The organism is Pseudomonas morbosilactucae (assembly GCF_023241715.1).
Classification (GTDB): domain Bacteria; phylum Pseudomonadota; class Gammaproteobacteria; order Pseudomonadales; family Pseudomonadaceae; genus Aquipseudomonas; species Aquipseudomonas morbosilactucae.
In genome coordinates, this window is record NZ_JALQCW010000087.1 from 26,819 (window position 1) to 38,731 (window position 11,913).

Below are 11,913 nucleotides of genomic sequence, written 5' to 3' on the forward strand. Positions count from 1 at the left end.
ACAGATAAGTCCTGATAAGCATGGCCCTACTGCAGATCGCCGAACCCGGCCAAAGTCCTCAACCGCACCAGCGTCGCCTGGCTGTGGGGATTGACTTGGGCACTACCAATTCGCTGGTCGCTGCATTGCGCAGTGGTCTTTCCGAGCCGCTGCCCGACGCGCAGGGTCAAGTGATCCTGCCTTCCGCGGTGCGCTATCACGCTGATCGTGTCGAAGTGGGCGAATCCGCTCGCCTGGCAGCGTCTGCCGATCCTTTGAATACCGTGCTGTCGGTCAAGCGCTTGATGGGTCGTGGTCTGTCCGACGTCAAGCAATTGGGCGAGCAGCTGCCGTACCGTTTTGTCGACGGCGAGTCGCACATGCCGTTTATCGAGACGGTGCAAGGGCCGAAAAGCCCGGTTGAAGTGTCCGCCGATATCCTCAAGGTGCTGCGTCAGCGCGCCGAATCCACATTGGGTGGCGAATTGGTGGGCGCGGTGATCACCGTTCCGGCCTATTTCGACGATGCGCAACGCCAGGCGACCAAGGACGCGGCCAAGCTCGCCGGCCTCAACGTGCTGCGTTTGCTCAACGAGCCCACCGCAGCTGCTGTGGCCTACGGCCTGGATCAGCACGCTGAAGGCGTGGTGGCCATCTATGACCTGGGTGGCGGCACCTTTGATATTTCCATCCTGCGCCTGACTGGTGGCGTGTTTGAAGTACTGGCCACCGGCGGCGATAGCGCCCTGGGCGGCGATGACTTCGACCACGCCATTGCCAGCTGGATCATCGAGAGTGCGGGCCTGTCCGCCGATCTGGATCCGGGCGCGCAACGCAATCTGCTGCAAACCGCCTGTGCCGCCAAGGAAGCCCTGACCGACGCCGCGTCGGTCGAAGTGGTCTATGGCGACTGGCGTGCACCGCTGACCCGTGACGCCTTCGATGCGCTGATCGAACCCATGGTTGCTCGCAGCCTCAAGGCTTGCCGGCGTGCCGTGCGTGATTCCAATGTCGAGTTGGACGAAGTCCAGGCCGTAGTCATGGTCGGTGGTTCGACCCGTGTGCCGCGAGTGCGCGACGCTGTGGCCGACATGTTCGGTCGCCAGCCGTTGACCGAGATCGATCCGGACCAGGTTGTGGCCATCGGTGCCGCGATCCAGGCCGATACCCTGGCCGGCAACAAGCGTGAAGGCGGCGAACTGCTGCTATTGGACGTGATTCCGCTGTCCCTGGGGTTGGAAACCATGGGCGGGCTGATGGAAAAGGTGATTCCGCGCAACACCACCATTCCGGTCGCTCGGGCCCAGGATTTCACCACCTACAAAGACGGCCAGTCGGCCATGATGATTCATGTACTCCAGGGCGAGCGTGAACTGATCAGCGATTGCCGCTCCCTGGCGCGTTTTGAGCTGCGCGGCATTCCGCCCATGGTGGCGGGTGCGGCGAAGATTCGCGTGACCTTCCAGGTGGACGCCGATGGTCTGCTCAGTGTTGCTGCTCGCGAGTTGGGCTCGGGCGTCGAGGCCAGCATCCAGGTCAAGCCTTCCTATGGCCTGACGGACGGCGAAATCGCCAAAATGCTCAAGGATTCTTTCCAGTACGCCAGTGACGACAAGGTCGCCCGCGTGCTGCGCGAGCAGCAGGTCGATGCCCAGCGCCTGATCGAAGCGGTGCAGGGCGCTCTGGATGTCGACGGCGAGCGTTTGCTGGATGCTGAAGAGCGCATGGTCATTGAGTTGCAGATGCAAGAGCTGACTGAATTGATGCGTGGCACCGATGGTTACGCCATCGAGCAGCAGACCAAGCGTCTGTCGCAAGTGACCGATGCCTTTGCTGCCCGCCGCCTGGATTCGACGGTGAAAGCCGCGTTGGCGGGGCGCAACTTGAATGAAATCGAGGAATAACTGATGCCGCAGATCATTTTTCTGCCACATGCCGTGTTTTGCCCGGACGGTCTGGTTGTCGAGGTTGAGCCGGGTGTGTCCGTGCTCGACGTGGCGCATGACCATCACATCGAGATCGAAAGCGCCTGTGGCGGCGTCAGTGCCTGCACCACCTGTCACTGCATCGTGCGCGAGGGTTTTGACTCGCTGAACGAGGCTGACGAGCTGGAAGAAGACCTGCTGGACAAGGCCTGGGGCCTGGAAGCCCAGTCGCGCCTCGCGTGCCAGGCGATCGTCGGTGATGAAGACCTGACCATCGAAATCCCGAAATACTCGCTCAACCACGCCGCCGAAGCGCCGCACTGATTCAAGGAGTTTTCATGAGTCTCAAGTGGGTTGATGTGCTGGAAATCGCCATTCAGTTGGCCGAGTCGAAGCCGGACGTGGATCCGCGCTACGTGAACTTTGTCGATCTGCACAAATGGGTTCTGGCACTGCCGGAATTCAGTGACGACGCCGCTCGCGGTGGCGAGAAGGTTCTTGAAGCCATTCAGGCGGCCTGGATCGAAGAAGCGGACTGATTCCGCAACGTACGCAGTTAGGCAATCCCTATAAACCCGCGTATAATTCGCGGGTTTAATTTTTCGCAAATTACCGTTTCTGGAGTTACACCATGGCTGTTCAACGTACTTTCTCCATCATCAAGCCTGACGCTGTTGCAAAAAACGTCATCGGCGAGATCACCACTCGTTTCGAAAAAGCCGGCCTGAAGGTTGTAGCTTCGAAACTCAAGCAACTGTCCAAAGCTGAAGCCGAAGGCTTCTACGCTGAGCACAGCGCTCGTGGTTTCTTCGGCGACCTGGTTGCCTTCATGATCTCCGGTCCTGTTGTTGTTCAGGTTCTGGAAGGCGAAAACGCTATCGCTCTGAACCGTGAGCTGATGGGCGCTACCAACCCTAAAGAAGCTGCTGCTGGCACCATCCGTGCTGACTTCGCTGATTCCATCGACGCCAACGCTGTACACGGTTCGGACTCCGAAGCCGCTGCTGCTCGTGAAATCTCGTACTTCTTCGCAGCTACTGAAGTAACCACTCGCTAAGCATTGGCTTAAGAGTGAAGGTGAATCCATGACGACATCGACTGTAAAAACCAACCTGCTGGGGCTGACTCAACAGGAAATGGAGAAATTCTTCGACTCAATCGGGGAGAAGCGTTTCCGTGCCGGTCAGGTAATGAAATGGATTCACCACTTTGGCGTCGATGATTTCGACGCCATGACGAACGTCAGCAAGGCTTTGCGCGACAAGCTCAAGGCCATTGCTGAAGTTCGCGGTCCGGAAGTGGTCAGCGAGGACATCTCCAGCGACGGCACCCGTAAATGGGTGGTGCGCGTGGCGTCCGGCAGCTGCGTCGAGACCGTGTACATTCCCCAGGGCAAACGCGGCACTCTGTGCGTTTCGTCCCAGGCAGGCTGTGCCCTGGATTGCAGTTTCTGCTCCACCGGCAAGCAAGGCTTCAATAGCAACCTCACTGCCGCCGAAGTCATCGGCCAGGTGTGGATTGCCAACAAATCCTTTGGCAGCGTCCCGGCGACCGTCGACCGTGCTATCACCAACGTGGTGATGATGGGCATGGGTGAGCCGCTGCTGAACTTCGACAACGTCATCGCGGCCATGCACTTGATGATGGACGACCTGGGTTACGGCATCTCCAAGCGCCGTGTGACCCTGTCGACCTCCGGCGTGGTGCCGATGATCGATGAGCTGTCCAAGCACATCGACGTCTCCCTGGCGTTGTCCCTGCACGCACCGAACGATGCGCTGCGCAACCAGTTGGTACCGATCAACAAGAAGTACCCGCTGAAAATGCTCCTCGAGTCCTGCCAGCGCTACATGTCGTCCCTGGGCGAAAAGCGCGTGCTGACCATCGAGTACACCTTGCTCAAGGACATCAACGACAAGGTCGAGCACGCGGTTGAAATGATCGAGTTGCTGAAGAACATCCCGTGCAAGATCAACCTGATCCCGTTCAACCCGTTCCCGCATTCCGGTTACGAGCGTCCGAGCAACAACGCCATTCGCCGGTTCCAGGATCAACTGCACCACGCCGGCTTCAATGTCACCGTGCGCACCACCCGTGGCGAAGACATCGATGCGGCCTGTGGGCAACTGGTCGGGCAGGTGATGGACCGCACCCGTCGTAGCGAGCGTTATATCGCCGTGCGTGAATTGAGCGCCGACGCCGATCTGCCGCAAAGCGCTGCGAACCGTACCTGAGAGAGGATCTCCATGGCCTTGCGCGTTGCGCTCCTTGTGCTTGTTGTCGGCCTTTCGGCTGGCTGTGTCATGTCGGGTGATTCCAGCCCGCTGAATACAAGCAAGGGACGTAGCGAAGCGCGCGAGGCCTATGTGCAGCTGGGCTTGGGCTATCTGCAGCAAGGCATGGCCGAGCGTGCCAAGGTGCCGTTGAAAAAGGCCCTGGAGCTGGACAGCACCGATGCCGACGCCAATGCGGCCCTGGCTCTGGTTTTCCAAGCGGAAATGGAGCCCGAGCTGGCTGAACAGTATTTTCGCAAAGCCCTCACCGCGCGCCCCACCGATGCCCGTATCCTCAACAACTACGGCAGCTTTCTCTTCGAAGAAAAACGTTACAAAGAAGCTTACGAGCGCTTTGAGCAAGCGGCGGCTGATACTCTTTATCCCGAGCGCTCCCGAGTGTTCGAGAACCTTGGTATGACTGCTTCGATGTTGGGCCAGCGTGAGTTGGCCCGGCAGCAACTGGAAAAAGCCCTGCGTCTGAACCATCAACAACCCCGCGCATTGCTGGAAATGGCTGAGTTGTCTTTCGAAGACAGGCATTATGTGCCCGCACATGACTATTACGATCGTTTTAGCCAACTGAGTGGGCAAAATGCACGTAGTCTATTGCTCGGCGCGCGTCTGGCCGAAGTGTTCGAAGATCGCGACAAGGCCGCCAGTTACGGTCTGCAATTAAAACGACTCTATCCCGGTACGCCGGAATATCAGCAATACCTGTCGGAGCAATGATGAAAGCGGCGCATCCCGAAGTTCAAGCAGTGACTCGCGTAAACCCCGGTGAGACCCTGCGTCAGGCCCGCGAAAGCAATGGTTGGTCGCTGGCTGAAGTGGCCCACAAGCTCAATCTCACCGTGAGCTCCCTGAGCAACCTGGAAGCCGGCGCTTTCGACAAGCTGCCGGGGCACACCTTTGCCCGGGGTTATATCCGCGCCTACGCCAAGTTGCTGGGAATGGACCAGGCGCTGGCCGTCCAGGAGTTCGACCAGTTCACCGGCACCGACTCCCAGGGCAGCAGCGTTCACGCCTTGGGCCGTATCGAGGAGCCGGTTCGGGTTTCCCACACCATCTTGCGGATTGTCAGCTTGCTGTTGCTGGTTGCTGTGGTCGGCGGCGGTTTTGTCTGGTGGCAGGATCAAACCTCCCTGCGCAGCAAGGACCTGACCGCGCTCAACCAGGAACACGTTGAAGTCGAAGGCGCTGACGGCACCACCCAAATCCACCCGATCGACGAGCCGGAAGACCAGGCTGTTGCTGAAGGCCAGGCCGAGGGCGAAACCAGCCTCGCGCTGCCGGATGCACAGGCGTCGGGCGAAGCACCCGCTGATACTGCGGCGGTTACTCCGACGGCCCCGGCGACCCCGGCAGCTCCGGCAGCGCCCGCTCATACAACGCCTGCCCCAGCGGCCAGCGTTCCCGCGACGCCGGCACCTGCTGCGCCTGCGGTGCACACGCCAGCGGTGGTTCCGGCGCCGACTGCAGCCGTCACTGCCCCAGTTGCTGCGGCTCCCGTCGCCGGCGCTGCTCAGGTACAGATTCAATACACAGCCGACTGCTGGACCCAGGTCACCGATGGCAACGGCAAAGTGCTGTTGAGCGCGCTCAAGCGCAAGGGTGAGACTGTCGATGTCAGCGGCCAACCGCCGTTTGCCGTGCGCCTGGGCTACGCCCGCGGTGCACAGATCAGCTACAACGGACAGGCAGTCGATGTGGCTCCGTTCACCAGTGGCGAGACCGCTCGCCTGAAGTTAGGTCAATAAGTCATGCACGGCGAATCACCAATCAAACGTCGCGAGTCCCGCAAGATTTGGGTCGGCTCGGTCCCCGTGGGCGGCGACGCGCCGATCGCGGTGCAGAGCATGACCAACAGCGACACCAATGACGTGGCGGCCACTGTGGCCCAGATCAATCGTCTGGAAGCGGCAGGCGTGGACATCGTGCGCGTCTCGGTGCCCGACATGGATGCGGCAGAGGCGTTTGGCCGCATCAAGCAACTGGTCAAGGTGCCGCTGGTTGCCGACATCCACTTCGATTACAAGATCGCCCTGCGCGTGGCCGAGCTAGGTGTCGATTGCTTGCGCATCAACCCGGGCAACATCGGTCGCGAAGACCGAGTGCGTGCCGTGGTGGATGCTGCTCGTGACCGCGGGATTCCAATCCGCATCGGCGTCAACGCCGGCTCCCTGGAAAAAGACCTGCAAAAGAAATACGGCGAACCGACGCCAGCAGCGTTGGTGGAGTCTGCACTGCGTCACGTTGAACACCTGGAACGTCTGAATTTCCAGGACTTCAAGGTTAGCGTCAAAGCCTCCGACGTGTTCATGGCTGTCGAGGCCTACCGCTTGCTGGCCAAGGAAATCATCCAGCCCCTGCACTTGGGGATTACCGAAGCGGGTGGTTTGCGTTCAGGCACGGTGAAATCCGCCGTGGGCCTCGGTATGCTGCTGGCCGAAGGGATTGGCGATACTATTCGCATCTCGTTGGCGGCCGACCCGGTCGAGGAAGTGAAAGTCGGCTACGACATTCTCAAGTCCCTGCATCTGCGTTCCCGTGGCATCAACTTCATCGCCTGCCCGAGTTGCTCGCGGCAGAATTTCGATGTGGTGAAAACCATGAACGAGTTGGAAGGGCGCCTTGAAGACCTGCTGGTGCCGCTGGATGTGGCAGTGATCGGTTGTGTGGTCAACGGTCCGGGTGAGGCCAAAGAGGCTCACATCGGCTTGACCGGTGGCACGCCGAACCTGATCTACATCGATGGCAAGCCGGCGCAGAAATTGACCAATGACAACCTGGTGGACCAGTTGGAAAAGCTGATCCGGCAGAAGGCGGCCGAAAAGGTCGAAGCCGACGCTGCGCTGATCGCGCGCGGCTAACCGAACGAATTAAGGATTTTTTGTGAGCAAGTCTCTGCAAGCCATTCGTGGCATGAATGACATCCTGCCCGAGCAGACGCCCCTGTGGCGTTATTTCGAGGGCACCGTCGCGCGTTTGCTGGATAACTACGGTTACAAGCAAATCCGTATGCCGATTGTCGAGTTCACCGAGCTGTTCAAGCGCTCTATCGGCGAAGTCACCGACATCGTCGAAAAAGAGATGTACACCTTTGAAGACCGTAACGGCGACTCCCTGACCCTGCGTCCGGAAGGCACTGCCGCTTGCGTGCGCGCTGCCCTGGAACACGGCCTGACCGGCGGTGGCCAAGTGCAAAAACTGTGGTACATCGGCCCGATGTTCCGCCATGAGCGTCCGCAGAAAGGCCGTTATCGCCAGTTCCACCAGATCGGCCTGGAAGTCTTCAACCTCGACGGTCCGGACATCGATGCCGAGCTGATTGTGCTGACCTGGCGCCTGTGGGGCGAGTTGGGCATCCGTGATGCGGTGAAGCTCGAGCTCAACAGCCTGGGCACCTCTGAAGCCCGTGCGCGTTATCGCGAAGCGCTGGTGGAGTTCCTGTCGGCGCGCCACGAGCAGTTGGACGAAGATAGCCAGCGTCGCTTGAAAACCAACCCGCTGCGGGTTCTGGACACCAAGGACCCGGCCACTCAAGCCGTCCTGGTGGACGCGCCGAAACTGGCCGACTACCTGGACGAAGAGTCCCGAGTGCACTTCGAGGGCCTCAAGGCGCGCCTGGATGCGGCCGGTATTCCATATGTGATCAACCCGAAGCTGGTGCGCGGCCTGGATTACTACAGCAAGACCGTCTTTGAGTGGGTCACCGATAAACTCGGCGCCCAGGGCACCGTTTGCGCCGGCGGTCGTTACGACGGCCTGGTGGAGCAGATGGGCGGCAAGCCGACCCCGGGCGTAGGTTTCGCCATGGGTATCGAGCGCCTGGTGCTGATGCTGGAAACCCTTGAACAGATCCCGCAAGAGATCTCCCGTCAGGTGGACGTTTACCTGTGCGCCTTCGGCGAGGCTGCCGAATTGGCCGGCCTGGCCTTGAGCGAGCGGGTGCGTGACCAGTTGCCCAACCTGCGCCTGCAGATCAACGCCGGTGCTGGCAGCTTCAAGAGCCAATTCAAGAAAGCCGACAAGAGCGGTGCGCTGTATGCACTGATCCTCGGTGACGACGAACTGGCCCAGCAAGTGGTAGGTTTCAAACCCCTGCGTGGCCAGGGTGAACAACAAAGCATTGCCTGGGATGCACTCGCTGCGCACCTGGCCACCTGCGTCGTGCAGGGTTGAAGCTGTCAAACAGCCGATTTAGCGAATAAGGAGTATTGGGGTGTCGAGTACCGAAGATGAACAGCTGGCGGAATTGAAGGACTGGTGGTCGCGCAACGGTAAACCCCTGGTCACTGGCGGCCTGTTGGCGCTGGTCATCGTGTTCGGCTGGCAGGCCTGGCACAAGTATCAGAGCAACCAGTCGCAAGGCGCATCGGTGCTCTATCAGCAATTGCTGGAAACCACGCTGACCCCTGATGGCAAGCCGGATGTGGCCCGTGTGACGTACCTGGCCGGCAAGCTCAACAGCGATTTCGGCGGCAGCGCCTACGCCCAGTACGGCCGCCTGTTCGTGGCCAAGGTCGCGGTAGACAGCGGCAAGCTGGACGACGCCGCCACCGAACTGAAAGCCGTGACCGACAAGCCAGCCAACCCAACCTTGGGTGAAGTGGCGCGTCAGCGTCTGGCCCAAGTGCTGGCGGCGCAGAACAAGGTCGACGACGCACTGAAGCTGCTCGACGGTGATGCCGACAAGGCCTTCCTGGCCACCCGTGAAGAACTCAAGGGTGACCTGTTGGTGCAGTTGGGCCGTATCGACGACGCCCATGCGGCCTACCAAAAAGCCAAGGCTGCGCTGTCGGATGAAGCCGCGGTCGGTGGCCTTCAAATCAAGCTGGACGACCTGGCCAAAGGGGATGCGTGACGTGATCCGTTGGAAACATGCAGCATTGCTGGCTCTGGCCATTCTGGCCGCGGGTTGCAGCAGCAACAGCAAGAAAGAACTGCCGCCGGCTGAACTGGTCGACTTCAAAGAAGAAGTGGTCCTGCAGAAGCAGTGGAGCCGTTCGGTCGGTGACGGCCAGGGCGAAACCTACAACATGCTGGTACCGGCCATTGATGGCGACACCATCTATGCCGCGGACGTTACCGGCGTGGTGATGTCCCTGGATCGCATGAACGGTGACGTCAAATGGAAGAAGGATCTTGAACTGCCTGTATCCGGCGCCGTGGGCGTGGGTTACGGCTTGGTCATGATCGGCACCCTGAAGGGCGAAGTGATCGCTCTGGATGCTTCCAGCGGTGAAGAAAAATGGCGCGCTCGCGTGACTAGTGAAGTCCTGGCGCCGCCTGCGACCAACGGTGACGTGGTCGTCGTGCAGACCCAGGATGACCGAGTGATCGGCCTGGACGCTGCCACCGGCAACCAGATGTGGCTCTACGACAGCACCCCGGCGGTACTGACCCTGCGTGGCACCAGCGCCCCCATCGCCACCAACCGCCTGGCGGTTGCCGGTCTGTCGACCGGTAAAGTGGTGGCCCTGGATATCCGCAACGGCGTGCCGGTGTGGGAACAGCGCGTAGCAATCCCTCAAGGTCGCTCCGAGCTGGACCGTGTAGTGGACATCGACGGTGGCCTGCTGTTGTCCGGCGGCACCCTGTACGTGGCCAGCTACCAAGGCCGCGTGGCTGCCCTGGATCTGGAAAGCGGTCGTCCGCTCTGGCAGCGTGATGCTTCCAGCTACGCAGGCGTCGCCCAAGGTTTCGGCAGTGTTTACGTAAGCCTGTCGTCCGGCACCGTTGAAAGTGTCGACGAGCGTTCCACCACCGCACTGTGGAGCAACGACTCGCTGGCTCGCCGTCAACTGTCGGCACCGGAAGTCTTCTCCAGCTACGTAGCTGTGGGTGACCTGGAAGGTTACCTGCACCTGCTGAGCCAGGTTGATGGCCGTTTCGTCGGCCGTGAGCGCATCGACAGCGATGGCCTGCGGGCTCGTCCGCTGGTGATGGGTGACATGATTTACGTGTATGGCAACAGCGGCAAACTGGAAGCTCTGACCATCAAGTAATGGTTTGACTATGCTTGGGGAGATCCCCCAAGCGAACTGCAGGAACAAGCACGCTTGCTCCTGCAGTGCTGCCCCGAGCACCAGCCGCTGCCTCGCAGCGGCTTTTGTATTTTCGCAATTAACGCAGTGGAGAGCCGCATGGTTCCCGTAATCGCCCTGGTGGGCCGACCGAACGTCGGTAAATCCACCTTGTTCAACCGCCTGACTCGGACTCGCGACGCCATCGTTGGCGACCTGTCCGGTCTGACCCGTGATCGCCAATACGGTGAGGCCAAGTGGCAAGGGCGCTCCTACATTCTGATCGATACCGGCGGCATCTCCGGTGACGAGCACGGTATGGACGAAAAAATGGCCGAGCAGTCGCTGCTGGCCATTGAAGAAGCCGATGTCGTTCTGTTCCTGGTTGATGCCAAGGCCGGTTTCACCGCCGCCGACCAGATGATCGGCGAGCATTTGCGCAAACGTAACAAGACCTCTTACGTGATCGCCAACAAGGTCGACAACATCGACCCGGACATGGCTCGCGCCGAGTTCGCGCCACTCGGCATGGGCGACGCGGTACCGATCGCCGGTGCCCACGGTCGTGGCATCACCCAGATGCTGGAAATCGCTCTGCGCGAATTTCCTAAAGACGATGAAGACGCGCCGGAAGACGGCGAGGAAGAAATCGTTGCCGAAGGCGAGGAAGCCAAGCGCATTCCGGGCCCAAGCGAGAAAGACGGCATCAAGATCGCCATCATCGGTCGTCCAAACGTGGGTAAATCCACCCTGGTCAACCGCATGCTGGGTGAAGACCGCGTCATCGTCTACGACCAACCCGGCACCACCCGCGACAGTATCTACATCCCGTTCGAACGTAACGACGAGAAGTACACGCTGATCGACACCGCCGGTGTGCGCAAGCGCGGCAAGATCCACGAGGAAGTTGAAAAGTTCTCGGTGGTGAAAACCCTGCAAGCGATCAAAGACGCCAACGTGGTGATCTTTGTCATGGACGCCCGGGAAGGCGTGGTGGACCACGACCTGAACCTGCTGGGCTTTGCCCTGGAAGCCGGTCGTGCCCTGGTGATCGCCCTGAACAAATGGGACGGCATGACGCCAGGTGAACGCGACTACGTGAAAACCGAGCTGCAACGCCGGTTGTTCTTCGTCGACTTCGCTGACATCCACTTCATCTCGGCACTGCATGGCACCGGCGTGGGCAACCTGTACCAGTCGGTGCAGAACTCTTTCAAGTCGGCGGTCACCCGCTGGCCGACCAGCCGTCTGACGCAAATTCTCGAAGACGCTGTGGGCGAGCACGCGCCACCGATGGTCAACAATCGTCGCATCAAGCTGCGTTATGCCCACTTGGGTGGTGCCAACCCGCCGCTGATCGTGATCCACGGCAACCAGGTGGAGAAGGTGCCGAAGTCGTATGTTCGCTACCTGGAAAACACCTATCGCCGCGTCCTGAAGCTGGTGGGTACGCCGATCCGCATCGAGTTCAAAGGTGGCGAGAACCCGTACGAAGGCAACAAGAACACGCTCACCGACCGCCAGGTCAACAAGAAGCGTCGCTTGATGTCGCACCACAAGAAAGCGGACAAGAAACGCCGCGACAAACGCTAAAAGCTAGGCGTGAACGGCTAGCTGCAAGCCACAGGTTGAAAAGCCTGGAGTGTGAAGCAGGCATTGGAAAGGGTCCTTTAAGGACCCTTTTTTAATCGCTGGCGTTTGGGCTAT

General features: G+C 60.1%; 12 protein-coding genes. All 12 read left to right on the forward strand.

The features are described 5' to 3' along the window. Window positions 1–20 precede the first annotated feature (20 nt). The 12 genes from hscA to der all read left to right on the forward strand — a co-directional run bounded on the left by hscA (window position 21) and on the right by der (window position 11,799). A complete protein-coding gene (gene hscA / locus M1B34_RS28480; RefSeq protein ID WP_268266880.1) occupies window positions 21–1,883 on the forward strand; it encodes a Fe-S protein assembly chaperone HscA in 1,863 nt (620 codons plus the stop codon). Window positions 1,884–1,886: 3 nt separating this feature from the next. Continuing rightward, window positions 1,887–2,228 carry an ISC system 2Fe-2S type ferredoxin gene (gene fdx, locus M1B34_RS28485; RefSeq protein WP_123328765.1) on the forward strand — a complete coding sequence of 114 codons (342 nt, stop codon included), beginning with the start codon at window positions 1,887–1,889 and terminating at the stop codon, window positions 2,226–2,228. A gap of 14 nt (window positions 2,229–2,242) precedes the next feature. Continuing rightward, the gene (gene iscX / locus M1B34_RS28490; protein WP_123328764.1) at window positions 2,243–2,443 is read left to right on the forward strand and encodes a Fe-S cluster assembly protein IscX; all 201 of its coding nucleotides are present in this window, start codon (window positions 2,243–2,245) and stop codon (window positions 2,441–2,443) included. Between the two features lie 92 nt (window positions 2,444–2,535). Next, a complete protein-coding gene (gene ndk / locus M1B34_RS28495; RefSeq protein WP_017846179.1) occupies window positions 2,536–2,961 on the forward strand; it encodes a nucleoside-diphosphate kinase in 426 nt (141 codons plus the stop codon). Window positions 2,962–2,989: 28 nt separating this feature from the next. Then, entirely contained in the window at window positions 2,990–4,138 is a 1,149-nt protein-coding gene (rlmN, locus tag M1B34_RS28500) for a dual-specificity RNA methyltransferase RlmN (RefSeq protein WP_123328763.1), read from the forward strand. Window positions 4,139–4,150: 12 nt separating this feature from the next. Then, the gene (gene pilW / locus M1B34_RS28505; protein WP_123328762.1) at window positions 4,151–4,909 is read left to right on the forward strand and encodes a type IV pilus biogenesis/stability protein PilW; all 759 of its coding nucleotides are present in this window, start codon (window positions 4,151–4,153) and stop codon (window positions 4,907–4,909) included. Then, a complete protein-coding gene (locus tag M1B34_RS28510) occupies window positions 4,909–5,937 on the forward strand; it encodes a RodZ domain-containing protein (protein ID WP_268266881.1) in 1,029 nt (342 codons plus the stop codon). Before pilW ends, M1B34_RS28510 begins: the two co-directional genes overlap by 1 nt. A 3-nt stretch (window positions 5,938–5,940) precedes the next feature. After that, window positions 5,941–7,050 (forward strand): flavodoxin-dependent (E)-4-hydroxy-3-methylbut-2-enyl-diphosphate synthase, encoded by a 1,110-nt coding sequence (gene ispG, locus M1B34_RS28515; protein ID WP_123328760.1) that lies wholly within the window; start codon window positions 5,941–5,943, stop codon window positions 7,048–7,050. A 22-nt stretch (window positions 7,051–7,072) separates the two neighbouring features. Continuing rightward, window positions 7,073–8,362 (forward strand): histidine--tRNA ligase, encoded by a 1,290-nt coding sequence (hisS, locus tag M1B34_RS28520; RefSeq protein WP_123328759.1) that lies wholly within the window; start codon window positions 7,073–7,075, stop codon window positions 8,360–8,362. A 40-nt stretch (window positions 8,363–8,402) separates the two neighbouring features. Continuing rightward, window positions 8,403–9,044 (forward strand): YfgM family protein, encoded by a 642-nt coding sequence (locus M1B34_RS28525; protein WP_123328758.1) that lies wholly within the window; start codon window positions 8,403–8,405, stop codon window positions 9,042–9,044. Beyond that, window positions 9,037–10,188: an outer membrane protein assembly factor BamB gene (gene bamB / locus M1B34_RS28530; protein ID WP_123328757.1), complete on the forward strand. Its 1,152-nt coding sequence runs from the start codon at window positions 9,037–9,039 to the stop codon at window positions 10,186–10,188. Before M1B34_RS28525 ends, bamB begins: the two co-directional genes overlap by 8 nt. A gap of 138 nt (window positions 10,189–10,326) precedes the next feature. Next, window positions 10,327–11,799 carry a ribosome biogenesis GTPase Der gene (der, locus tag M1B34_RS28535; protein WP_268261794.1) on the forward strand — a complete coding sequence of 491 codons (1,473 nt, stop codon included), beginning with the start codon at window positions 10,327–10,329 and terminating at the stop codon, window positions 11,797–11,799. Window positions 11,800–11,913: the final 114 nt, after the last annotated feature.